The organism is Proteiniphilum sp. (genome assembly GCF_040307845.1).
Classification (GTDB): domain Bacteria; phylum Bacteroidota; class Bacteroidia; order Bacteroidales; family Dysgonomonadaceae; genus Proteiniphilum.
This window is the reverse complement of the sequence record NZ_JAWRIS010000016.1, coordinates 1-25,147: the sequence shown is the minus strand read 5'-3', so window position 1 is coordinate 25,147 and position 25,147 is coordinate 1. Positions and strand designations below refer to the sequence as shown.

24 protein-coding genes are annotated in these 25,147 nt (G+C 43.4%); 17 read left to right on the top strand and 7 right to left on the bottom strand.

Annotated features, from left to right (window positions below; all coding sequences use genetic code 11):
• Positions 1-151 precede the first annotated feature (151 nt).
• The 7 genes from pstC to nfo all read left to right on the top strand — a co-directional run bounded on the left by pstC (position 152) and on the right by nfo (position 7,147).
• Positions 152-1,009: a phosphate ABC transporter permease subunit PstC gene (pstC, locus tag ABV001_RS03330; RefSeq protein WP_352421511.1), complete on the top strand. Its 858-nt coding sequence runs from the start codon at positions 152-154 to the stop codon at positions 1,007-1,009.
• On the top strand, positions 1,006-1,881 hold the full coding sequence (gene pstA / locus ABV001_RS03325; protein WP_352421510.1) for a phosphate ABC transporter permease PstA: 876 nt from the start codon (positions 1,006-1,008) through the stop codon (positions 1,879-1,881). Before pstC ends, pstA begins: the two co-directional genes overlap by 4 nt.
• On the top strand, positions 1,869-2,654 hold the full coding sequence (gene pstB, locus ABV001_RS03320) for a phosphate ABC transporter ATP-binding protein PstB (protein WP_352421509.1): 786 nt from the start codon (positions 1,869-1,871) through the stop codon (positions 2,652-2,654). Before pstA ends, pstB begins: the two co-directional genes overlap by 13 nt.
• A gap of 152 nt (positions 2,655-2,806) precedes the next feature.
• Positions 2,807-3,556, top strand: coding sequence for a phosphate signaling complex PhoU family protein (locus ABV001_RS03315; RefSeq protein ID WP_352421508.1), 750 nt, complete (start codon positions 2,807-2,809; stop codon positions 3,554-3,556).
• A gap of 10 nt (positions 3,557-3,566) precedes the next feature.
• Positions 3,567-4,259, top strand: a complete 693-nt coding sequence (phoB, locus tag ABV001_RS03310; protein WP_352421602.1) for a two-component system response regulator PhoB — start codon at positions 3,567-3,569, stop codon at positions 4,257-4,259.
• Between the two features lie 175 nt (positions 4,260-4,434).
• Positions 4,435-6,198: a sensor histidine kinase gene (phoR, locus tag ABV001_RS03305; protein ID WP_352421507.1), complete on the top strand. Its 1,764-nt coding sequence runs from the start codon at positions 4,435-4,437 to the stop codon at positions 6,196-6,198.
• Positions 6,199-6,304: 106 nt separating this feature from the next.
• A complete protein-coding gene (gene nfo, locus ABV001_RS03300) occupies positions 6,305-7,147 on the top strand; it encodes a deoxyribonuclease IV (RefSeq protein ID WP_352421506.1) in 843 nt (280 codons plus the stop codon).
• 32 nt (positions 7,148-7,179) lie between these two features.
• Here nfo and ABV001_RS03295 read toward each other — a convergent pair whose 3' ends face one another.
• Positions 7,180-7,944 (bottom strand): copper homeostasis protein CutC, encoded by a 765-nt coding sequence (locus ABV001_RS03295; protein ID WP_352421505.1) that lies wholly within the window; start codon positions 7,942-7,944, stop codon positions 7,180-7,182.
• Between the two features lie 338 nt (positions 7,945-8,282).
• Between ABV001_RS03295 and ABV001_RS03290 the strand changes: the two genes are divergently transcribed.
• The 9 genes from ABV001_RS03290 (at position 8,283) to ABV001_RS03250 (ending at position 18,223) form a co-directional block, all read left to right on the top strand.
• Complete coding sequence (locus ABV001_RS03290) at positions 8,283-8,693, top strand: DUF5856 family protein (protein ID WP_352421504.1); 411 nt, start codon at positions 8,283-8,285, stop codon at positions 8,691-8,693.
• Positions 8,694-8,956: 263 nt separating this feature from the next.
• Positions 8,957-9,874, top strand: coding sequence for a glycerophosphodiester phosphodiesterase family protein (locus tag ABV001_RS03285; protein ID WP_352421503.1), 918 nt, complete (start codon positions 8,957-8,959; stop codon positions 9,872-9,874).
• A gap of 99 nt (positions 9,875-9,973) precedes the next feature.
• Positions 9,974-11,956, top strand: a complete 1,983-nt coding sequence (gene hutU, locus ABV001_RS03280) for a urocanate hydratase (RefSeq protein ID WP_352421502.1) — start codon at positions 9,974-9,976, stop codon at positions 11,954-11,956.
• 78 nt (positions 11,957-12,034) lie between these two features.
• Entirely contained in the window at positions 12,035-12,931 is an 897-nt protein-coding gene (gene ftcD / locus ABV001_RS03275; RefSeq protein ID WP_352421501.1) for a glutamate formimidoyltransferase, read from the top strand.
• Between the two features lie 20 nt (positions 12,932-12,951).
• Positions 12,952-14,196 (top strand): imidazolonepropionase, encoded by a 1,245-nt coding sequence (gene hutI, locus ABV001_RS03270; RefSeq protein WP_352421500.1) that lies wholly within the window; start codon positions 12,952-12,954, stop codon positions 14,194-14,196.
• A 42-nt stretch (positions 14,197-14,238) separates the two neighbouring features.
• Positions 14,239-14,598 (top strand): four helix bundle protein, encoded by a 360-nt coding sequence (locus ABV001_RS03265; RefSeq protein ID WP_352421499.1) that lies wholly within the window; start codon positions 14,239-14,241, stop codon positions 14,596-14,598.
• Positions 14,599-14,650: 52 nt separating this feature from the next.
• Complete coding sequence (locus ABV001_RS03260; RefSeq protein WP_352421498.1) at positions 14,651-15,277, top strand: cyclodeaminase/cyclohydrolase family protein; 627 nt, start codon at positions 14,651-14,653, stop codon at positions 15,275-15,277.
• 9 nt (positions 15,278-15,286) lie between these two features.
• Complete coding sequence (gene hutH / locus ABV001_RS03255; protein ID WP_352421497.1) at positions 15,287-16,786, top strand: histidine ammonia-lyase; 1,500 nt, start codon at positions 15,287-15,289, stop codon at positions 16,784-16,786.
• Between the two features lie 54 nt (positions 16,787-16,840).
• Positions 16,841-18,223 carry an MFS transporter gene (locus tag ABV001_RS03250; protein WP_352421496.1) on the top strand — a complete coding sequence of 461 codons (1,383 nt, stop codon included), beginning with the start codon at positions 16,841-16,843 and terminating at the stop codon, positions 18,221-18,223.
• Between the two features lie 128 nt (positions 18,224-18,351).
• On the opposite strand, the gene ABV001_RS03245 is transcribed toward ABV001_RS03250, so the two are convergent.
• Together ABV001_RS03245 and ABV001_RS03240 are read right to left on the bottom strand one after the other, a co-directional pair.
• A complete protein-coding gene (locus ABV001_RS03245; RefSeq protein ID WP_352421495.1) occupies positions 18,352-19,314 on the bottom strand; it encodes a tetratricopeptide repeat protein in 963 nt (320 codons plus the stop codon).
• A gap of 38 nt (positions 19,315-19,352) precedes the next feature.
• The gene (locus tag ABV001_RS03240; protein WP_352421494.1) at positions 19,353-20,255 is read right to left on the bottom strand and encodes an aldo/keto reductase; all 903 of its coding nucleotides are present in this window, start codon (positions 20,253-20,255) and stop codon (positions 19,353-19,355) included.
• Positions 20,256-20,474: 219 nt separating this feature from the next.
• On the opposite strand from ABV001_RS03240, the gene ABV001_RS03235 reads away from it, so the two are divergent.
• Positions 20,475-21,050 carry a DUF4256 domain-containing protein gene (locus tag ABV001_RS03235; protein WP_352421493.1) on the top strand — a complete coding sequence of 192 codons (576 nt, stop codon included), beginning with the start codon at positions 20,475-20,477 and terminating at the stop codon, positions 21,048-21,050.
• Between the two features lie 42 nt (positions 21,051-21,092).
• On the opposite strand, the gene ABV001_RS03230 is transcribed toward ABV001_RS03235, so the two are convergent.
• The 4 genes from ABV001_RS03230 to ABV001_RS03215 are packed head-to-tail and all read right to left on the bottom strand — an operon-like array spanning position 21,093 to position 25,025.
• Complete coding sequence (locus ABV001_RS03230) at positions 21,093-21,326, bottom strand: hypothetical protein (RefSeq protein ID WP_352421492.1); 234 nt, start codon at positions 21,324-21,326, stop codon at positions 21,093-21,095.
• A gap of 20 nt (positions 21,327-21,346) precedes the next feature.
• Positions 21,347-21,727: a hypothetical protein gene (locus ABV001_RS03225; RefSeq protein WP_352421491.1), complete on the bottom strand. Its 381-nt coding sequence runs from the start codon at positions 21,725-21,727 to the stop codon at positions 21,347-21,349.
• Positions 21,724-22,752, bottom strand: coding sequence for a 5-methylcytosine-specific restriction endonuclease system specificity protein McrC (gene mcrC / locus ABV001_RS03220; RefSeq protein ID WP_352421490.1), 1,029 nt, complete (start codon positions 22,750-22,752; stop codon positions 21,724-21,726). Before mcrC ends, ABV001_RS03225 begins: the two co-directional genes overlap by 4 nt.
• Positions 22,753-22,754: 2 nt before the next feature.
• Positions 22,755-25,025 carry a DUF8426 domain-containing protein gene (locus ABV001_RS03215; RefSeq protein ID WP_352421489.1) on the bottom strand — a complete coding sequence of 757 codons (2,271 nt, stop codon included), beginning with the start codon at positions 25,023-25,025 and terminating at the stop codon, positions 22,755-22,757.
• Between the last annotated feature and the right edge of the window lie 122 nt (positions 25,026-25,147).

The following is a 25,147-nucleotide window of genomic DNA, read 5'->3' as shown; positions in this document are numbered from 1 at the left end:
AAACTTGTTTGTACTATGCCGAAAGACGACAGAAAATGGACGAATTCAATGAGAATGATGTGATGATTGGTTAACAGGTAATTAAGAGTGAAGAGTGAAAAGTTAAGGATTAATTTTTAATTCTTAACTATTAATTTTTAATTTAGAAAGGGTGAAAGATAAAATATTCAGGATAGTATTATTTGCAGCGGCGTTGGTAATCCTGTTACTTGCAGCAGGAATCATTTATGCGTTAGTGAGCCGTTCTGTAGAAGCTTTCGGTGAATATGGCATTTGGGGATTTGTAACCAATGCAGAATGGGACCCCCGCTCGGCAACCGAAGAATATGGAGCATTGTCATTTGTTGTGGGAACGCTTTATACTGCATTTCTGGCACTTTTGTTTTGTGTTCCCTTTGCAATGGCCGTGGCCTTGTTCAATGGTGAATATTTCAAGGGTAGCAGGGTATCCTCTTTCGTCAGTTCAATTGTGGACCTGCTGGCAGGTATTCCTTCCATCGTGTATGGTTTATGGGGTTTTTATACTGTACGCCCTATCATAATAGAAATGGGTGTGAATGCGCAGGGTTTTGGGATTTTTCTTTCATCGGTGGTCCTGGCCATTATGATTATCCCTTATGCCTCGTCATTGAGTACCGAATTCCTGTCGATGGTACCCAATAAGCTCAAGGAAGGTGCGTATAGCCTTGGCGCCACCCGTCTGGAGGTTGTGCAGCATATCAGCCTGCCTACGGCTGCATCAGGAATTGTTGCCGCTTTTATTCTTGCGTTGGGGCGTGCCCTTGGCGAGACCATGGCCGTAACGATGTTGATCGGGAATACCAACAGGATACCGCAAGGATTACGCGACACGGGGAACACTATGGCGAGCGTGATTGCCAACCAATTCGGGGAAGCCGACGGGTTGAAGCTCAGTGCGCTGATCGCCATCGGCCTGTTACTGTTTATCATTACGGCTCTTATCAACCTGGTGGCTAAGATGGTGATGAAAAAATTAGCGAGAGTATGAGTCGGAATAAAACAACATACATGGGATGGCGGAAAGGAAAAGATAAAACAGCCTTTGTGCTGGTTTGCCTCTTCTCACTGATAGCCATGTTTCCCTTGTTCTTTATCCTGTGGGATGTTGTATCGAAAGGATATAAGAATTTCAACCTCCGTCTTTTCACTGAGGTGACCCCCTCGTCGATGGATGCCATGCTGGCGCGGATGAACGGAGAGTCCATCCCGGGAGGAATATTGAATGGGATTACGGGTACCATATTGATCGTAGGGATGGCTATCCTGTTCTCGGTATTTCTGGGTCTGTTCATCGGCGTTTACCTTGCCGATAACCGGGGAAAAAAGCTTGCAGCGGTAGTGAGTTATCTGACCGACTTGCTACAGGGAATGCCTTCCATCGTGATCGGTATTATCGCTTATGCGTGGATTGTGAAGCCGTTGGGGGGATACTCGGCCCTGGCGGGTAGCGTGGCGCTCACTATCATGATGTTACCCATGATCGTGCGTTCTACCGAAGAGACATTGAAAATGCTCCCCCCGGCCTACAAAGAGGCAGGGCTTGCGTTAGGTTCTTCTTATACCAATGTGGTATTCAGGATATTGATCCCTTCCGGATTCGGGGGTATTTTTACAGGAATACTCCTCGCCGTGTCGCGCGTGATGGGCGAGACGGCGCCGTTGATGCTGACCGCACTCGGAGCGGCAGTAGTGAACTGGAAAGTGATGCAACCGACCAGTGCCATTCCCTTGTTGATCTGGGACTTCTACAATGATCCCAACCTGGTGGACCTGATCTGGTCCTCGTCACTTCTCTTATTAATCGTTATATTCCTGTTAAACTGGATAGCCAAAATTGTAGCACGTAAATGGAAAGTATAAATAATATAAACGAAGAAAACCCGGTCCTTCAATTGAAGGAGGTATCGGTATCCTATTCTCCCGGTAGTTTTGCGGTGAACAGGGTGACTGCCGATATCTATCCCAATACGATTACAGCTATCATGGGGCCGTCGGGTTGCGGGAAAAGTACGCTCTTACGTGCCATCAACCGTATGCACGATCTTTATCCCCATATCAAAACTACCGGCGAGATCTCTTTGAAAGGAAAGAACATACTGGCAATGGATCCGATGGAAGTACGCCGTATGGCGGGCATGGTATTCCAACAGCCCAATCCTTTCCCTACGATGAGTATTTATGATAACGTGCTGGCCGGTTACAAGCTCAACGGGATCCGGTTGAAAAAGAGGGAGAAAGAAGAAATTGTGGAACAGAGCCTGCAGAGCGTGGGGCTGTGGAACGAGGTGAAAGATGTAATGACTAAAAGAGGATCGTTCCTCTCCGGCGGCCAGCAACAACGGCTTTGTATAGCCCGCGCGCTTGCACTGAATCCGGAAGTGTTGTTGATGGACGAGCCTACCTCGGCGCTCGACCCTATTTCTACTAACAGGATTGAGGAGTTACTGCTGCAATTGAAGAGGGAGTTCACCATCATTATCGTGACCCACAACATGTCGCAGGCAGCACGCATATCGGATAATTCCATGTTTATGTACCTGGGAGAATTGGTAGAACATGGAAATACTACGCAGATGTTTACCAAACCGCAAAACAAACGTACTGAAGAGTACCTGACGGGAGTGTTCGGATAAAAACGATCGTGACGGTAAGGAATTGAATATTGAAAATGATGAACAGTTGGAACGTTCATGATGCGAGGTGAATAAAAATGATTATTTTTGCTTGTTATACACAGGAATGCTGATTATCCTGTTTCGACGAGCCAATAAAATAAGGAAAAACAATGAAAAACGGGAATGAAAAGGGTGAAGCCCCATATGTGAAAGGAATAAAAGACAACTATATAGACCGGTTGCATGGTGATTTCCAGTTGATTTCGGAAATGGTACTGACCCAAACAAAATTGGCGTCGGATCTCGTACGGGATAATCGTAACAAGGAGATCATTCCCCAGTTGAAACGCAATGAGAAGATCATTAATTCGCTGGATGTAACCATCAAGGAAAAGGTGATTAACGCGATCATGCTTTTCACGCCTAGGGCCTCCGATTTGCGCAGGCTCATGGCATATCATGATATGACTATCTCTATGGAACGGGTAGGTGACCTGATCGAGAACATTGCTTTTGCATTGGAAGAGATAGATTTTTCATTGACAGGTTTCGAGAAATACAAGAAACCGATCGATAAGATGTTTGTCCAAACTGACAAGATGCTGAAAAACGCACTTTTCGCCTTTACCGGCGTAAGCAATGAAATGGCCTACGATACCATCCTCATGGATGATAAGGTGGATAAACTGGAGCGGAAAATAGAACGCAAACTGGCGGAAGATTTTCAGAATGAAGTGCAGAGCGTGAAGTCGCTGGTCAATATTATGAATCTCAATAGTATCTCTTACTATTTGGAACGGATTGGAGATAAGGCAGTGGATATTGCCGAGTCAGCGGTATATGTGATTGAGGGGAGGGATATCCGGCATGCGAAGGAGTCGAAAATGCCGGCTAACGAAGAAAAATCGGGAGATGAATAGTATGAAAGAGATGAAGGCAAGGATCCTTGTGGTCGATGACGAAAAAGATATTTGCGATATCCTGCAATTTAATCTGGAAAGCGAAGGATATATTGTAGATGTGGCCAATTCAGGGGAAGAGGCTCTGGAGATGATTACCGATATACACCGGCTCATTATCCTCGATGTGATGATGGGTGGAATTTCCGGGTTTAAAGTGGCCGAAAAATTACGAAAATCGGGAAATTTCGTGCCGATTATTTTCCTTACGGCCAAGAATACTGAAAACGATATGCTGACCGGTTTTTCATTGGGGGGAGATGATTATATAGCCAAACCATTCTCGGTGAAAGAGGTGCTTGTCCGTGTGAAAGCATTGCTCAAACGAAGTGCCCTTGCTAAAGTGACACCGGCCGAGCCTTTGCCAACCACCTGGAGTTATAAAGGGTTGAATATTGATTTGAAGGGCAACCGGGTAGCAATCGACGGGGATGAGATAGCACTCACCAAGAAAGAATTTGAGATCCTCTCTTTGTTGGCACAGACATCGCCTAACCTGCTTACCCGTGAGGAAATATTAAACAATGTGTGGGGGGAGGATGAATTTGTGCTCGACCGTACTGTCGATGTACATATCACCCGCTTGAGAAAGAAACTGGGAGAATATGCAGGCCTTATTGTCAACCGTTCCGGGTTCGGTTATTATTTGGATACTGGTGGTTGAGTGCCTAAGTGCCTAAGTGCCTTAGTGCCTAAGTGCCTTAGTGCCTTAGTGCCTAAGTGCCTTAGTGGTTGAGTACCTTAGTGGTTAGGTGCCTGAGTGGTTAGGTGAAAAAGTGGAAAAAGTTTTTGTGTCTTGAATCTTGGTTCTTGCTTCTAAAAATCTAAAAGTCTAAAAAATGCAACGAAAGATATCCTTCAAAGCGCGTATCGTATCTATTTTCACAGTGATCATCGCATTGTTTACTGTAGGGATTATCCTGTTTGAACAGCAACAATTTAAAAGTGAACGCACGCGAAGCCTGGAGCGTACCCTTGAGAACAATGCCGATATTGTATACAGGTATCTCACTGACAATGCCGTTGATCTTCAAAAAGAACCGGAGCGGGTTAAGGGATTATTACGTTATATGCCTTCCGATGTGCGTTGCACTATCATCAGTTGGGAAGGACGGGTATTTTACGATAACCTTCTGGAAGCCGGTGAAATGGAAAACCACCTGAAACGCCCCGAAGTACAGAAATCGATTGGTTTTGGCAGTGGATCGAATATCCGCTTATCGGAAAGTGATAACATCAAGTATCTATACTTTTCTAAAAAATACGATGAAGGCTATTTCATCCGGCTTGCAGTTCCGTATGATATACAATTGCAATCGTTCATCAATTCCGGCAGTTCGTTTATCATCTATATCCTTCTTTTTTTCGTGCTGTGCATATTGATGATGCTTTATTTTTCCAACCGGTTCTCAAAATCATTGAAAGAATTAAAGGAATTCTCACTCAATGTGAAGAACGGCACCAATGTACCTGCCGATTTTACTTTTGCCGATGATGAGGTGGGCGAGGTAAGTGCCGATATTGTCGAAAGCTACAACCTATTGCAGGAGAATCGCCGAAAACTGGCGACAGAGCGTGAGAAGCTGTTGCAGCATTTTCAGCTTTCGGAAGAGGGAATCGCCATCTTTTCGAAAGATCGCCGGGAGATCTATGCCAACTCCCATTTCCTGCAATTTCTGAATATGATCTTGGACAATCCTACACTGGAGACCGAACTGATTTTCGACGATCCTGTTTTCGGGGAGTTTGTCACTTTTCTCAATACAAGACCCAGGGAAGGAAATATTTTCTCGAAACGGATAGGGAAGAGTGGCAGGCAATTTAATGTACGGATCATTATTTTTGAGGATGAGAGTTTTGAATTCTATATCAGCGATATTACCAAGTCAGAAAAAACACGCTTGCTCAAGCAGGAAATGACCAATAATATCGCACATGAACTCCGTACGCCTGTCACCAGTATCCGCGGTTATCTCGAAACAATTCTCAACCTCTATGATGATAAGGGTGATAACAGTGAACGTGTTCACGGATTTCTCGAAAGGGCTTATACACAGACTATCCGCCTTTCGGAATTGATACAGGATATCAGCATGCTGACCAAGATAGAAGAGGCTTCTGACAGGTTCGAACAGGAACAGGTGAACATGAACGGCCTCCTCAAAGAACTGAATAATGATCTGTCTGATAAACTGAAGGAGAAAGATAATACTTTCACGGTGGAGATAAACAACAATGTGGTGATATATGGTAGCCGCACACTTCTCTATTCCATCTTCCGGAATCTGATAGAGAATGCTATTTCCTATGGCGGTGAGAGTATTGATATTGTTGTGCGTTGCTACAATGAAAATGAAAATAGCTATTTCTTTGAATTCTATGATACCGGCAAGGGAGTCGATGAAAGGCACCTGGTGCGTATCTTTGAGCGTTTTTACAGGGTGAATGAAGGCCGAACGCGCAACACCGGCGGATCGGGGTTAGGACTCTCCATTGTCAGAAATGCCATGTTGTTCCACAAGGGAAGCATCGTGGCAAAGAACCGTCCCGAAGGAGGATTGCACTTTTTGATGACCTTTCCGAAAAGTCCGGCAAAGAATTAAATGACTTCTCAGGCAAAAAAAATTGTATAGCATGCCCAATTGAACCTTTATCGTCGTATCTTTGTTTCGATAAGAATTGAAGATAAAAATAAATAGTTTTAGTCATATGAAATTTATCGGAGCTCATATCAGTGCATCGGGCGGTGTGGAGAATGCACCACTGAATGCCCATGCCATCGGAGCCAAGGCATTCGCATTCTTCACCAAAAATCAACGCCAATGGGTTGCTTCACCCTATACGCAACAGAACATAGACCTCTTCAAATCACGTTGTGAAGAACTGGGCTATTCTCCCAACCATATCTTGCCGCACGCCAGCTATCTGATTAACCTGGGGCATCCTGACGAGGAAGGTCTGAAAAAATCGAGAGCAGCCTTTTATGATGAGATGAAACGGTGTGAACAATTGGGAATCAACCGGTTTAACTTCCATCCGGGAAGCCATCTCAATCAAATGCCGGTCGATGCCTGCCTCGACAGAATTGCAGAATCGATCAATCTGGCACTGGAAAAGACGAATGGAGTGACAGCCGTCATCGAAAATACCGCCGGGCAGGGAACCAACCTCGGATATACTTTTGAACAGATTGCCCATATTATTGATAAAGTGGATGATAAGAGTCGGGTAGGGGTTTGTCTCGACACGGCACATACCCTCGCGGCCGGTTATGAAATCAGGACAAGAGAGGGGTACGATGAAACCATGAACCATTTCGACCGGACAGTGGGCTTCCGTTATTTAAAAGGGATGCATATCAACGACTCGAAAAAGGAACTGGCTTCCCGGGTTGACCGGCACGATAGCCTCGGAAAAGGATTGATGACCATGGATCTTTTTTCTTTTATTGTAAATGATCCGCGGCTTGACGATCTGCCGCTTATTCTTGAAACCCCCGTTGAATCGCTCTGGACAGAAGAGATCCAATTGCTCTATTCGTTACAGAAATAGGTGTCAAACTATGGCTCCCTGAAAATGGTATCTCATATCCAAAAATTATTGGGATTTTCCAATGCTGTCATCGTTTGGCGTACCAGTTCAGATTGGGTGACCTGCTGTTCGTATTCCTCAATCATTACTGCGTTTCCTCCCATTCTTATATTGGGGTTACGGTAAATCATAGCACTCTCCACCGGTTTTCTTGCCGAAAGATGGAACTCCCGGGCACCGGTTTCCCTTGCAATAGTGGCAATATTATGCATGTTGATACCGCTACCGGGCATGATGATAATACGGTCGCCTGCCCGTTGTACCAGCTCTTGGAGAAGCGGAATGCCTTGCTCTGCCTGTTGGCGTTGCCCGGAAGTGAGTATCCGTTGGCATCCTAGGGAAATGATCTTCTCCAGACTGTCGAATGGATTGCGGCACATATCGAATGCACGATGGAAGGTCACACTCATTCCGCCGGCTGCATCAATCAATTCCCGATTGCGCTCCATATCCACTTCACCATCTGCGGTAAGGCAGCCGATCACTACACCGTCAACTCCCAATTGGCGGGCCATCTCGATGTCTTTCAACATGATTTTTTGTTCCAGTGCCGAATAGAGAAAGTCGCCGCTTCGCGGACGGATGATCACGTTCAGCTTGATAGCCAGTAACTCTCTCGCCACGGCGATATCGCCATAGGAAGGAGTAGTGCCTCCTTCGGGGATTGCGGCACAGAGTTCCACTCGATAAGCGCCTCCTTTTTGCGCTTCTATACAACTAACCACAGAATTAGCACAGATTTCCAGTTTATAATTCATATTGCAATTATTTTTATTCAGTATTATTGGAACCTATCAACAACATCATTTTTCGCACGTATTCTCAAATATCGCCGCTGTGTGATTTAATCGCTATTATTCTGTAAAATATATCGGTATGAATAAATTATTTCTCAAATGTACATGAAAATTGAGGTATTTCCAAGCATAAAATGGAAATTATTTTCTCAAAGGAAAGAATGAAACCACTATTTTGCTATAAAAACAGTTAACAGATAGATCATTATTATATATTATAGATATTTTCAATTGAGAATCAAAGACTTTTTTCGTTGCCGCTTGTTAGATATATAATAACAATTTAAAAATGAATAGTTATGAACACAACAACAGCAAAACAGCCCAAAGCAAAAACAACTTCAGCAAAACAGGAACTCGGGGCATTTATTGGTGAACTCTACTCTTTTAACAACAGTTTAAAACTTTACCACTGGCAAGTGACCGGTAAAGGAAGTTATGCCCAGCACATTGCTCTGGACCAGGCCATCGGTACTTTGACGGATACCCTTGACCGGATTGCCGAAACCACCTTCGCACTGGTCGGCGATTTGAATGTCGTCATTCCCCAGACTTCAGCCCCCAATGACATTGCAAAGCATGTTTCGGGATTCTATGATTATGTGAATTCCAAACGTGAACTGTTTACCGAAGACTTTACCCAGTCGATAATCGACGATATCCAGGAAGCTAATCAACAACTTCTTTACCGTCTTGTCAGACTGCAATAACCAAAACCATAAAAATGAAAAAAGTGGAGAGCGGCCTTGTCCGCTCTTTTTTTTCGGTTTAACGTCCGCCTGTTTTATTCCGTATATTTTACGCCTACCTGTTTTTTTTATCAGTTTTATGCGTCAAATATTAGTTTTTTATATCAATATGTTATACTTTTGGAATGAGAATTCTTTAAGATAATCCAATCGGTTTTCGCAGGTGAATTTGGAACATGCTGTCATCATACAATAGGCGAAACTTGAATAATCTATCAATAGTTATGCTGAAAATCAACAATAATCTGTTTTTTACGATTTCTCTTTTATTGGTTTCACTGTTTTTCTTACAGGGATGTAAGAGCAAAAAAGGTGAAGAGAATTATATTAAATTTAAAAAGCTCAAAGATACGCATCAGTATTTTGCTTACAAAGGAGATAGTCCGATACTGGTAAGTGGACACAGGGGAGGTCGTGAGGCTGGCTACCCTGAGAACAGCATCGAAGGGCTTCAGCATGTGCTGACTCAAATGCCTGCATTCTTCGAGATAGATCCCCGACTGACCAAAGATAGCGTGATCGTATTGATGCATGATGCCACCCTGGACAGGACAACTGATGCGAACGGTAAATTATCGGATTATACCTTGGCCGATCTGCAATCGGTTCGTTTGAAAGATCATGAAGGAAACGTCACGTCTGCTAAAATACCCACCCTTGAAGAGGTGATCAGATGGAGTAAGGGTAAGACGGTTGTCAATCTCGATAGAAAAGATGTCCCGTTTGATATGATTGTGGAACTGATCAAGAAGAACAAGGCGGAAAAACAGGTGATGCTTACTGTACACACGGGTGCACAGGCAAGGTATTATTCCGACAGATTACCGGGAATTATGTTGTCTGTCTTCGCAAGGAATGATGAAGAGTTTGAGGATATTGCCATTTCCGGTGTTCCCTGGGAGAATATGATCGCTTATGTGGGACAAACGATTAACGACTCCAACAGGCATATTGTGGAAAAATTACGGGCTAAAGGCGTCAGATGCATGGTGTCTTATGCTCCGTCGCTCGATCGATTGAGAACGCCGGAGGAAAGAGGATCGGCCTATAGGCAAGCAATCAAAATAAACCCGGATATCATTGAATCGGACTATCCGGTTGAAGTATGGACAGCCTTGATGCCGGCCGATTCCCTCCGGTGATAATCGTCCTCACACAGAAGCATGATTAAAAGCGAGTTCCATTGATTTCTTTGAACTTTTTCGATAAGTGAATACACAGTCAAAATAAGTTTTAATCATATGAAAATAACCTTATCCAACCAATTACCCCCATATCCCGCATTCCGTGAGGGAATTCGCCGTGCACCCGACCGTGGGTTCAGCCTGACGGACAGCCAGACAAAAACTGCTTTGAAGAACGCGCTGCGTTATATTCCCACGGAATTGCATGCACAATTGGCACCTGAATTTCTGGAAGAACTGAAAATCCGGGGCAGAATCTACGGATACCGTTATCGCCCCGAGGGTGACCTGAAAGCTAAACCGATCGACCGGTATAAAGGGAAATGTGTGGAAGGAAAAGCCTTTCAGGTAATGATCGACAATAATCTCTGTTTCGATATCGCACTTTATCCCTATGAACTGGTTACCTACGGTGAAACGGGACAGGTGTGCCAGAACTGGATGCAATACAGGCTGATCAGGATGTATCTGGAAGAGTTGACACAGGAACAGACGCTGGTGGTTGAGAACGGACACCCGCTGGGACTGTTCAAATCGAAACCGGACGCCCCCAGGGTAATTATTACCAACTCGATGATGGTCGGCCTGTTCGATAACCTGAGGGATTGGGAGGTTGCCGCGCAAATGGGAGTCGCCAACTACGGACAGATGACCGCCGGCGGGTGGATGTATATCGGTCCGCAGGGTATCGTACATGGCACGTTCAATACGCTCTTGAATGCGGGACGGTTGAAACTGGGTATTCCACAGGACGGTGATTTAAAGGGGCGGTTGTTTGTCTCTTCCGGTCTGGGTGGAATGAGTGGCGCACAACCCAAAGCGGCGGATATTGCGGGGGCGGTTTCGCTTATTGCCGAGGTGGATGCCTCACGTATCGAAACCCGTCACTCTCAAGGATGGGTGCAGAAGGTGACAAAGGACCTGGCGGAGGCATTCTGTTGGGTGGAAGAGGCGAGAAGAAATGAAGAGCCTCTTTCTATCGCTTATCACGGCAATATTGTCGACCTGCTGGAATATGCTGCGGCACAGCATATCCATATAGAATTATTGAGCGACCAGACTTCGTGTCATGAACCTTATACCGGTGGATATTGCCCTGCCGGGATCAGCTTTGAAGAACGCACCCGTTTGTTGCATGAGGACCGGTCAAAATTCAAGGAATTGGTGGATAATTCGCTCCGGCGCCATTTTGAGGTGATCCGGAAGTTGGTGGAGAAAGGTACTTACTTCTTCGATTATGGGAATTCTTTCATGAAAGCAATTTATGATGCGGGCGTAAAGGAGATATCGAAGAACGGCAGGGATGAGAAGGATGGTTTTATCTGGCCTTCATACGTGGAGGATATCATGGGCCCGGAACTGTTCGACTATGGTTATGGCCCTTTCCGCTGGGTCTGCCTGAGCGGGAAACCGGAAGACCTGGCCAAAACCGACCGGGCAGCGATGGAGTGTATTGATCCGAACCGGAGGGGGCAGGATCGTGATAACTGGATATGGATCCGTGATGCGGAGAAAAACCGGCTGGTGGTCGGTACGCAGGCCCGTATTCTTTATCAGGATGCGGAAGGAAGGTTGAAAATAGCGTTGAAATTCAACGAAATGGTGCGGAACAGAGAGATCGGCCCCGTGATGCTGGGGCGTGACCATCACGATGTGAGCGGCACCGATTCACCTTTCCGGGAGACCGCCAATATCAAGGATGGCAGTAACGTGATGGCCGACATGGCGGTGCAGTGCTTTGCCGGCAATGCCGCCCGGGGCATGAGCCTGGTGGCGCTGCATAACGGTGGCGGCGTAGGTATCGGAAAAGCGATCAACGGCGGGTTCGGTATGGTATGCGACGGTAGCGGACGGGTGGATGAAATTCTGCGCTCGGCCATGCTGTGGGATGTGATGGGTGGCGTGGCGCGACGTTCATGGGCACGTAACCCCAATGCTATAAGTACCGTGAATACCTTCAACCGTTCATATGCGGATGGCTATCATATCACCGAACCTTATCTGGCAGATGATGAGTTATTAAACAGCATCATTGTATGATAAAGAGGGTGAATAGCTAAAATTATGTTATATTCGTAGAAAATTAGGATAAAAAATAAATCAGATCAGTACCAAATTATGAACAAAATCATGGAATGTGTGCCCAACTTCAGCGAGGGGCGCGACAAACAAAAAATCGAGAAGATAGCGGATGCATTCCGCGGTAAAGAGGGTGTCAAACTATTGGATTATAGTGGTGATGGTGATCATAACCGGTCGGTGATTACCGTGGCCGGAGAACCGGAGGCGTTGAAAAATGCGGTGGTCGAAGCAATAGGAACTGCGGTGGAGTTGATCGACCTAACCCGACATCAAGGACAACATCCCCGTATGGGAGCAGTAGATGTGGTACCCTTTATCCCGATTAAGAATGTGACGATGGAAGAGGCGATAGCGTTATCGAAAGAGGTCGCTGAAACGGTGGGAGAGAGATTCGGACTTCCGGTCTACCTTTATGAAAAGTCTGCTTCGGCAACCCACCGTGAAAATCTTTCCACTGTACGTAAAGGTGAATTTGAAGGATTGGGCGATAAAATGAAACAACCGGAATGGGTACCCGATTTTGGGCCATCACAACCCCATCCCACGGCTGGAGCCGTGGCTATTAGCGCCCGTATGCCATTGGTGGCCTATAACGTAAATCTGGGAACCAATAATCTGGAAATCGCGACCGCCATCAGTAAAAAGGTGCGCCATCTGGGCGGAGGATTACGGTTCTGTAAAGCCATGGGGGTGGCGTTGGAAGACCGCGGCATCACGCAGGTATCGATGAACCTGACCGATTATACCAAGACAGCTATCTATCGGGCTCATGAGTTGGTGCGTATTGAAGCACAACGTTATGGAGTACCCGTGGTAGGCGCCGAAGTGATTGGCCTCGTTCCGATGGAAGCGCTGGTCGATTCCGCGGCTTACTACCTGGGGCTTGAGAATTTCTCGGTCAATCAGGTCCTTGAGACCCGTCTGATGGAATAATATAAACAACAATTAATCTAATGAGTAACCTCATCATCAAAAATGCCACCCAGGTAGTTACATGTAGCGGATTTGCCGGAAAGCGCGGAAAAGAGATGAATGACCTGCATGTGATTGAAAACGGGACGGTAATAGTAACCGATGGTATCATATCGCACGTGCTTCACGCCGGGGAAAAGGCTCCTGTAAATGAACGGGACTATACTGTGATTGACGCTACCGGTAAGGCATTACTTCCCGGTTTTGTCGATCCCCATACCCATTTCGTGTTCGGCGGATACCGGGAGGAGGAATTCTCCTGGCGGATGCGGGGCGACAGCTACATGGATATTATGAACAAGGGTGGGGGGATTGTAAATACGACCAGTGCCACGCGGGAAGCCACGGAAGAAGAATTGGTGGAATCAGGCCGGCAGCGCCTCGATGCGATGATGCGGCTCGGTATCACCACCGTGGAAGGAAAGAGCGGGTATGGGCTCGACAAGGATACCGAGTTGAAACAACTCCGTGTGATGCGTCGTCTCAACCAAATCCATCCGATGGATATCATGCCGACCTTTATGGGAGCACATGCTATACCTGCGGAGTGGAAAGGCAAAGAGGATGAATTTATAGATTTCAATATCCGGGAGATGTTTCCGCTTGTAAAGCAGGAAAAATTGGCCGAAGCAGTCGATATATTCTGTGAAAAAGATGTTTTCTCCATAAAACAGTCACGCCGTTATCTGACGGCTGCGCGGGAGCATGGCTTCCTGTTGAAGATGCATGCCGACGAGATAGCCCCATTGGGAGGCGCTGAACTGGCTGCGGAACTGCATTGCCTCTCTGCCGACCATCTCTTGCAGGCATCGGACAAAGGCATTCGCACCATGGCTGAAAGCGGAGTGGTGGCTACATTATTGCCCCTTACTGCCTTTTCGTTGCGGGAGAAATATGCCCGGGGACGGGAGATGATCGATGCGGGTTGTATGGTGGCACTGGCGACCGATCTCAACCCGGGAAGTTCTTTCACTGCCTCGGTACCATTGCTCTTCGCTATCGCTTGCATCTATATGCAACTGTCTCCCGAAGAAGCTGTCACCGCCTTTACCATCAACAGCGCAGCGGCTGTCAACCGGGCAAACCATATAGGTAGTATCAATGTGGGTAAGCAAGGTGACCTGATCTTACTGCAATTTCCATCCTATAAATTCTTACCTTATCATGTGGGAATGAATATCGTGGAAACGGTGATAAAACGGGGAAAAATAGTTGTAAAGAATTAAGAATGAAGAATTAAGAATTAAGAATGAAGAATGAAATGGTAAATGGGAGATTCTATTCTTAAAATAAAAAGTTATGAATTTGCACTTTTGGTAATTCAAGTCGTGAGTAAATTACAAAAAGAGCAAAAAGAATACATTTTGAGTCGTCAGATAATGAGAAGTGGAACAGCTATTGGGGCTTTAATAAGAGAAGCTGAATTCGCACAAAGTAAGGTTGATTTTATTCATAAAATGAGTATAGCATTAAAGGAAGCCAATGAAACTTTTTATTGGATTTCCCTTTTAAAAGACTCTCATTATATTGATAATGACGTTTTTGTGTCAATGAATACTAATTGCAATGAATTGATAGCTTTATTAGTTTCTATAGTCAAGACCTCAAAGAAAAACTTAAACTCATAGTTCTTCATTCTTCATTCTTAACTATTAACTATTAACTATTAATTTTCAATTTATGAAACTACAGGATTTAACTTTAAAACAGTTTTTAGAGAAGACTGCAGCCAATGAAGCGCTTCCCGGCGGGGGCAGTGCTTCGGCATTGAATGCCGCTATTGCCTCGGCTCTGACCGGGATGATGGCGAATCTGACCATCGGTAAGAAAAACTATACTGCGATGGAAGATCAAATGAAAAAAACAGTTGAAGAGATGGAAGAGAACAGAAAACATTTCATCAACGATATTGATCGTGATGCCGATGCATACAGTCTGGTGATGGGCGCCTATAAACTGCCCAAAGAGACGGATGAGCAAAAAGCCATGCGTGGAAAAAAAATCCAGGAAGCTATGAAGGAAGCTTCTCTCGTGCCGATGGAAGTCGCAGAACGGGCATATAAAATGCTCGATACCATTATCGACACAATCAGGAAAGGAAATAAAAATGCCGTTACCGACGGGATGGTCGGCCTGATGGCCGGTCGTACCGCTATTATGGGGGCACTTCTCAACGTCCGTATCAATTTGGGAGGTATCAATGATACGGTATTTGTGGCAGAGTTAAAAGAAAAGTGTGACCGGATTGAAAAAGAGGCTCTTGAGAAAGAAAGCGAAATGATCGATTGGGTGAAATCAGTAATCTAAGCATATAGGATGAAAAATATCTATTATATAGGAAAAGGAGAACTCACACTGGATGACCTGAAATGGATCATTACCGAGAATATTAAGGTGGAACTGGCTCCCGAAGCCAAAGAACGGATACAGAAATGCCGCGATTATCTTGATAAGAAAATGGAAACCCAGACCGGACCGATCTATGGGATCACTACCGGATTTGGATCTTTGTATAACCGTGCTATCTCCAGTGATGATTTGAGTACCTTGCAGGAAAATCTGGTGAAATCACATGCTTGCAGTGTGGGAGAAGAAGTGGCGCCGTTGATCGTCAAGCTGATGTTCCTGTTAAAGGCGTATGCCCTCTCCTTGGGGTACAGTGGAGTGCAGGTGGTGACCGTCCAGCGGATGCTCGACCTGTTCAATAACGACATCCTTCCCATCGTGTACGACAAAGGTTCATTAGGTGCTTCCGGAGACCTGGCACCGCTCGCCAACCTTTTCCTGCCGTTGATCGGTGTAGGCGATGTCTTTTACAAGGGGAAGAAACAGGATATCGGCGTGGTACTGGATGAATTCGGATGGAAGCCGATCCGGCTGAAGAGCAAGGAGGGACTGGCGCTGTTGAACGGTACGCAATTCATGTCGGCTCACGGTGTGTATGCCATTATGAAAGCAGAGCGCCTCTCCAAACGGGCCGACCTGATCGCTGCCATGTCGCTCGATGCCTACGATGGCCATATAGAACCGTTTGAGGAAAAACTACAACTGATACGTCCTCACCAGGGACAACTGGAAACGGGGAGGAACATACGCAGATTCCTGGAAGGAAGTGACCTTATCTCCGGAGAAAAGCAACATTTACAAGACCCATATTCTTTCCGTTGTGTGCCGCAGGTACATGGTGCGTCGAAGGATGCCATTAATTATGTAAAATCGGTGGTGATGACGGAGATCAATTCTGTGACGGATAACCCTACCATCTTCCCCGACGACGATGAGATCATATCGGGAGGGAATTTCCATGGACAGCCCCTTGCCGTGGCTTTCGACTTTTTAGCCATTGCCCTGGCGGAACTGGGAAATATTTCCGAACGGCGTACCGCCCAGCTTATCCTCGGTAAGCGGGAACTCCCGGAATTTCTGGTAGCCAATCCCGGACTTAATTCGGGTTTTATGATTCCTCAATATGTGGCGGCATCGGTGGTGAGCCAGAACAAGATGTATTGTGTCCCCGCAAGTACCGATTCTATCGTCTCTTCCAACGGTCAGGAAGATCATGTGAGCATGGGAGCCACTTCGGCAGTCAAACTACTCAAAGTGATGGACAACCTTGATATCATCCTCTCTATCGAACTGATGAATGCGGCCCAGGCAATGGAATTCAGGCGTCCCCTTAAATCGTCACCCTTGATCGAAAAGATATTGAAAGCTTACCGTAAAGAAGTGCCCTTTATCGATGAAGATATTGTGATGTATAAGGAAATACGAAAGACAACTTCGTTTTTGAACCGTTTGGAGGTCGATACCATTTAAAATTCACTATATTTGTGCCTTCAAAAAAACAGACATCAAAAAATAATAAGAAATATGGTAGAAAAAATTAGTCAATCGCTCAGGGATTCTGCAGCGGCAAGGTGGTCTGCACTTTTCATTGTTTCCTTCACAATGATGTGCGGATATTTTTTAACAGATATCATGGCGCCTTTGGCCGGTTTGCTGGAAGGACAACTAGGCTGGACACGTGCGGAATACGGTACATTTACCAGTTCATACGGATGGTTCAACATCTTTTTGCTGATGCTTATCTTTGGAGGGATCATCCTCGACAAACTGGGGGTCAGAATCACAGGCTTGGGTGCTACCTCTTTAATGGTCATTGGTGCGGCACTCAAATACTGGGCAATATCTTCGGTATCGTTAAGAGGATCGACCCTATTCGGATTGGATGCACAGGTGCTCTGGGCGAGTATCGGCTTCGCCACCTTTGCCGTAGGCGTTGAGGTGGCCGGTATCACCGTGTCGAAGATCATCGTGAAATGGTTCAAGGGAAAGGAGTTGGCGACCGCCATGGGAATGCAGGTGGCCATGGCCCGTATCGGCACCGCCTTGGCGTTGGGATTCTCCGTACCGATCGCCAAAGCGACAGGTGTTGTCGACGTGTCCCGACCGGTATTGGTGGCGTTGATCGGCCTCTGTATCGGCCTGATCGCCTTTTTGGTATATGTGGTGATGGACAGGAAACTGGACGCATCCGAAGCTGTGGAGGCCGAAGAAGAAAATCCGGAGGACGAATTCAAAATATCGGATATCGGAAAGATATTGAACAACCGGGGATGGTGGTATATCGCTATCTTGTGTGTTTTGTTCTATTCAGCTGTTTTTCCATTTTTGAAATACGCGACCGACTTGATGGTGAATAAATTCGGTGTGGCGGAAGATCTCGCCGGCATGATACCCATGTTGCTGCCTTTTGGAAATATCTTGCTGACACCCATTTTTGGAGGAATTTACGATAGGAAAGGGAAAGGGGCTACTATCATGATTATCGGTTCATTATTGCTCATATTAGTGCATGCTCTCTTCTCCATACCGGGTTTGAACAGCTGGATTTTTGCGATGGTGCTGGTCGTGATACTGGGGATCGCTTTTTCGCTGGTTCCTTCGGCTATGTGGCCCTCCGTACCCAAGATTGTTCCCGAAAAACGGTTAGGTACGGCTTATTCCCTTATCTTCTGGGTGCAGAACTGGGGGTTGGCGGGAGTGCCTTTGTTGATCGGTTGGGTACTGGAGAAATATTGTATTACGGGCCAAACTGTCCGCGACGGGCTTACCGTGAATACCTACGATTATACCCTGCCGATGATGATCTTTACCGGTTTTGGTGTATTGGCACTGGTCGTTTCTTTCTTGCTGAAGGCGGAAGACAAAAAGAAAGGATATGGGCTTGAGTCACCGAATATTCAAAAATAAGGTGGTTAAGTGGTTAGTTGCCTGAGTTGAAAGGCGAAATAGTTGAAAAGTGATTAAGTGGGAATGTAATGATGCCCAATTGATAAATTATCCCCAAAAGTTCTGATTAACTTTTGGGGGTTGTTTTATTAGTGACTAATACTTGATGAAGACACAAGTTCCCTATCAGCATATTGCCATGCGTTATCAAAATCGGACTTGACGGATTGTGCTTCCGTGTCCTTATTTTGTCCAACCAATGCATGATACAATCCGATTAGCGCCCAACCATTCCTTTTCCATATTTGCAGGTCTTCGCGGTATACTTTTTCGGCTTCTTTGTATTTTCCCGCCTTGAGAAGTACTGCCCCCAAATGGTGCCTCACCGAGAAAAACCAGTCGGGTGGCTCATTATAATTGAGATGGTCTTCCAATTCCACTGCCTCTTTAAGCAAAGAAATGGAGGTGTCAAAACGATTTTGCCCGGCGGCTATCTCACCGGACAATACTTTTGTGGCAATTTGTACAAGGTCGGCCGTAGTATTGATTCCCCAAATCGTTATTTCTTCCAGGGAAGTGTCGGCTGACAATATTTTAAGCGTATCCAATTCCTTCTGTGCATTCGGGAAATCATTACTGCCCAGATAAGCCATTCCCCTCGCGTAATGCCTGATAGCCCGCGGATACAGAAGGTTTTCTTCAGGAGGGGGAAGGGTGAAGATGGTGTCCCACATCGCGAATTTCACGGCGATGTAATAGGGAATAATATAAAAATGTTGCAGCGTACCCCATTCCGGCTGATGCATGATATCGGTAGCCGTATGCTCCTGTACTTTTTTCATCGCTGCCGCATAGGCGACATCCAGATGGGTCCTGTCGACAGGTGCTTTTGCTTCGTACCTCGTTGTCAAAGCGTGGATCAATGAAACCTCCAGGGGAGTGCAATTTTTCGAGAGGGATAACGCTTTAAGGGAGGCTTCGTAAGCAGGTGGATAATTGCCGTCTTCCATTGCGGCATTATAATTAGGGCCAAGGACATAGGCGTAACCCCAATGTGCCATGGCGCAGGTTGAATCTAACCGGCCGGCTTCGTAAAACGATCTTGCCCGCAAAGGCCTGAATGATGATCCGAATGGCTACCGTCGCGAATTTATCCGTCTGCTCGAAGCGGTGGAGCAGTTGGAGAAGTGAATTTGAGTCCTGTGGAGTTTTCAATTCTGTCCGGCCATATATTGGGCAGTTCTCCACTAAATCCCATTTCCGGAAGCTCGTTTATTTGTCTCATTTCTTCTTCTGATAATTCAAAATCAAAAATATTGATATTTTCTTCGATTCGTTGAAGGGTGGTTGATTTCGGAATTACAATCACTTCGTGCTGGATTACCCAACGCAAACAAACTTGGGAAACTGATTTACTGTGCTTTTCTGCAATTGCTTTTAGAGTTTCATTGCTAAAAACTTTTCCCCTTGCCAAGGGTGACCACGACTCAACGGTAATGCCATTCTCTTTACAAAAGGCAGTCAATCCGGGTTGCCAGTAACCGGGGTGAAATTCAATCTGATTAACCGCGGGAATTATGTTTGCAGTTTGAAAGAGTGCTTCTAAATGCTCTTGCCAAAAATTGCTTACACCAATAGATTTTATTCTTCCCTCAACTTGTAGTTCTTCCATGGCACGCCAACTATCCGCATTTGCTTTTTGCCAGTTGGTGTAATTTCTTGCATTGGCCGGCCAGTGTATTAAATATAAATCGACATAAGTCAAGCCCAATTTTTTGAGCGATAGTTCAAGCGCTTTTTTTGTTTCTTTGTATCCTAAATTCTCTCGCCACAATTTTGTTGTGACGATGATTTCTTCGCGGCCAATTCCACTTTCTGCTATTCCTTTACCAACATCTTCCTCATTGTTGTAAGCAGCGGCTGTGTCAATCAACCTGTAACCTACTGCCAAGGCATTCTTTACTGATTGAACGCCATCTTCTTTCACGGACTTGTAGGTGCCAAAACCTATAATGGGTACCCTGTTCCCGTCATTTAAAACTATTTCTTTCATATCTCCGATAGTTAGAGCCAACGTGCAAATTCTGTTACCTGCTCATTTCTTTAAACATTGCATGAATAGCTATAGGGCGATCTTCTTCCAACAAACTTTTTGCAACGCTTCCCATGAGGTTAAACAATCTAATTGAATAAATTGTTGAATGAATGGCGCAATGAGAATAAGTTCCCAGTCGGTAAAGTGAGATTACAGTCAATTATTAAAAATCAAGAAATGAAAAAATCAACCGGCAACACGATGAAATTGTCTCAGGAAAGGAAAGACGAATTATTCGATATACTACAAGATCGCTTTGAGAAGAATATGGGTAGGCATAAGGGGTTGGATTGGAATAAGCTACAAATAAAACTTGAAAGCAATCCCGAAAAAATTTGGTCTTTGAATGAAATGGAGGAAACAGGAGGCGAACCGGATGTGATAGGGTTTGATCGGGAAACCGGCGAATATCTCTTTTGCGACTGTGTCCTCGAAAGCCCCAAAGGGCGGCGGAGTCTCTGTTACGACCCGGAAGCGCTGGCTTCACGGAAAGAGCATAAGCCTCAGGGCAGCGCGGTGGAAATGGCTTCCAGGATGAAAATCGAGCTATTGACGGAAGATCAGTATATGAAACTGCAGGAATTAGGGAAATTCGACACGAAGACCTCCAGTTGGATCATTACCCCTCCGGACATCAGGCGACTGGGTGGTGCGCTCTTTGGAAATTGGCACTTCGGCAGGGTGTTTATTTATCACAATGGCGCCGAATCATATTATAGCTCAAGGGGTTTCCGAGGGTTGCTACGGGTGTAGCTGTTTCAAAAATTGTTTCGGATCTTATTGTCTGTTTGTTGTTCATTTTTTCAGTTGTTCTTCCAAATATTTTTCTAATGTCGTGAGAAGTCTTATCGTATTGTTTGGTCGTTCGGGAATAGTTTTATTATCAATAACAGCTTGTGTCATATCCGAAAGGTTTGTCGCCGTGTTTTCCGTAAAGCCAACTGACAAAAGCATTTCTTTCCATTTGTATTGTGGTATGGATTGAACAGTTACCTTTTTGTTGAGTAATTTTGATAATGTATTTGCCACATTCCACAAAGTTACAATTTTTATTCTTGAGTGAGGTTTTTTGTTGTCGGTTTTTGTCTGTTCGTTGATGTTGGCACGGTCGCTGGTGGCATTGTGCATAACGGATTGGTATATGAAACGTTTGGCATTTCAAAGCGATTTCCTATCAAACCGTTGCAAAGTTTATTAAATGTACCGCCCTTAAATTTAGCACTTTCCGCCAAATGTTTTATATACCGTGTTACCAACTGGCCTTTATTCTTCAAGGCATTAATAATCATATTGTTGCGCCGCTCTATCATGACGTTGGAGCGGGACGGGCTTGAAGGCTCTTTTGGCATTTTTGGATTGAGGGCAAGCCTTGCGGGAATGCCAAATGTGCCTGAGAGCGAAGGGATGGTGTGTGCCGGATTGGTTCTCATGCTATAATTTTTAATAAATCAGTCCGTATTTTTTGCCAATCTTGATTTAGGTTTATTGACATAATCCTTATTTTATGGTTCTCATATTTAAATGAGTGCACAAAATCATTTTGGATTGAAGGATAAAGTAAAATCCCTTCACAACTTTGTGTAAGTTCAGAATCAGTCTCTTGATTTTTTAAATACGAGAAGAGCTGATATAAATTACTCGAATTTATTTTTTGCTTATCATATCTGGATTGGAACGCTTCCTTGTAATATTTTGTGTCAATTATTATTTTTTGACTTTTACTTTGCAAAGTTATATCAGTAAGCATCGTAGGCAACATATCTAAATCCTCTGCATTTTCTGACTCAAACTGCCATGTAATAGAATCGCTTGAAACAGAAAAGTCCGTTTCAATTTTATAAAAATTCCTTACAAAAGCTTCAAATAACCTTGCCATCGCCTTTTCTTCACGAGTAAAATCCTTGAATTTATAGTTTCCTTTAGACTCATCAATAAATAAATTTTCATTAACAATCTGGCATACTTTTAAAATAAAATCATAGTGATAATTATTGCGATGTAGTCTTATTTGGTTGAACATTGCTTTCCGAATAACTATCTCAGAAATTGGAGGTAATTTCAAATAAACTTTATGCAATTCATCTTTGATTGATGAATCCAAATTCTTTGTTCTTAATAATTTTCCAATTGTCGTTTTTAAAATTTGGTTGTGCAAAATATCATAATCAAACTCATCATAAATGCAGGCGGTTTTGCTAAGAGGAAGAACATTTTGTTTTATTGTTGCCGAAAAATTAAATTTTCCTTTAATTCCCATTATTACATCCTCATGCTCAACGTAATACCTATCAAGTCCTTGTTTTAATAGGCGAGAACAACTATTTGAAAGAACTTTTGCAAATAAGTCTATCAGTTCTGTTGAGTCGATTTCATTTACATTAACAATCTCACTTTCTTCAAGCTTGTTCCATGCATAGCACAACAAATAATAGATATTTTGAATTGGGATTTGCATACTTATGATAAAAGTAAGTCTATTTCGTTTTTAACTTTTTCACTATCATCAAACCAATATTCTTCCAATAGCGGACTTATTTCAAATTTGACAATATTTTCAAACCACTTTCTTTCATTTTCAGAATTTGCGTTACAAAAGAAACTATGCCCAATTAAAAAACCTGCACCTAAATTTTTATCCGATTTAATTTTATCGTTTAACAATTTGAGTTTTGATGAAATTTCCTGAATAAAATCCTTTGAGAATCCTTTAGAATTAAGGAAATCTTTAAATCTGTTGTTGAAATTTGGCTCTAATGTAATAAACCTGAATCGCCGACGTAAAGCATAGTCAACGATTGCTAATGAACGGTCGGCAGTATTCATTGTGCCAATTAGGTATAAATTTTCAGGCACAGAAAACAACGCATCATCTTTATCAGAGTAGGTTAATGGTACGCTGTATTTTCCTCTTTTATCAGACTCAATAAGCATCATTAATTCACCAAATATCTTACTGAGATTGCCCCTGTTTATTTCGTCAATTATAAAGAAAAACTTTTGGTCTGGTTCTAATTCTGCCTTTTTACAAAATTCATAGAATATGCCGTTTTTAACTTTAAAGCTCTTTTCTGATGGTCGGATTCCCTGAATAAAATCTTCATATGCATAAGATTGATGAAATTGAATCATCCTGATTTTTGTATCATCAGTATTTTTCATCATTTCATAAGCTATCTTTTTTGCGACAAAAGTTTTCCCTACACCAGGAGGGCCTTGCAAAACAATGTTTTTCTTTACTTCAAGAGAATGAATGATTTCAGCGATTTCTTGTTCTTCTAAAAATGGTTTGTCTGGGTCGGAAGAAAAGGAATATTGTTTAATCTCGACTTTTTCGATTTCTTTTTCAGTGACAATATTTTTCTCATCTATTAAATCTCTTATTATATCGAATTCATCAGGAGTCAAGCTGAATAAACTACCCTGATTATTTATAAAGACTTCACAATTTTCAAGTCCTTTAGTTTCCTTTAATTCATCCCATGAAATTGGGTCTTTGACAATTTCTTTAATTTCAAAATTTATAATCTCTCCTTCATTGTCATCGATGTGCAAACCTTCGGTTATTTCAAAAATTGCCTTAATCTGTTTTACCGGAGTACTTTCATATCCAATGACTAAATCACCGGGTTTTGCTTCTTCAAAATATTTGTAAATCCTGCGTTTGTTTCCTTTGTCGTTATGAGATGTATAAGATTGAATATCTCCTAGTTCGTAACTGTCTATTCGCCAAATTTTTGGATTTGCATTTAACCACCAGAAATTCTGTGATTCAGAATCTTTTGGTAATGCTTTCGGAGGAGGTAGAATTTCTTTTCCTGTTTCTAAGTCGCTGAATATTCTTTCAAATGCAGGATTACTTTGAATATATTTTTCTTTTATGCTACTCCATTTTAAGGTTGGCGTAAACGTATCAGGTCTAAAAATGGTTTTTTCAAAATCAACTAATTGGTTAATCAACCATTTTACTTTTCTAATATGTTTGTTTTCTTTTCGTTCAGGTTTAAATTCATATTCACCAGTAATTACGCCAATTCCAAGTGCTTTACTTTTTCCTTTGTTTGCAATGACTACGTCGCCGATACTTGCATCCCTGAAATTTTCAATATTCCATATTTGATTTGAGTTGTCGGAATCTTCAACGCCTAAATCTTCTGCAAGCGTTTCGGTTGTATAAGTTTTAAGGTCAGTTAAATCGTCCCAACCAATAGCTATGATATTCTCTTTATAAAATTCGTCCCAATAAATTCCGTTTTCTCCTGGTGCGAATTTCCAATAACTAATTAAAGCATTGTTTTTTTTCTCTACGGTTTGTTTTGAAGTTTTAAGTTTTTCAATTACTTCTTCGATTGTATTAAAATCCTCAAGTGTATTTGATGCCTTATCATTAATATCCCAGCCAGCTAAAATTCCAGCTTCAATTTTTTCTGCACCGATTTTTAGAAATAATTGATATGCTTTTCGATGAGAAATTTTACTTTCTGGAAATCCAGCAATCCAACAATATGATGTACCGTAATTTTGAGGGCCATTAAAATCAACAATATGGCTTTTGTAGTTTTTAAGCCTTAATTCTTTTTCAAGTCCATCAACAACTTTATCTAAAGCAGAACTTGTTTCATTCTTTATTGGATTAGTGTAAATAAATGGAAAGAAAATACAGTAATTTCTCTGCCAATTAACGAAAGGAGATTTCTTCTTTTGAGGATAATTTTTTATGATTATCCGCAATCAGTCCTAAACATTTATTAGGATAATTGCTGGAAAATCGGTTGATAATTAACGATATATATTTTCTCATATGATAGAAAAGTTGTATATTTATAGTCTAAATATCAATAGATTATGAACCT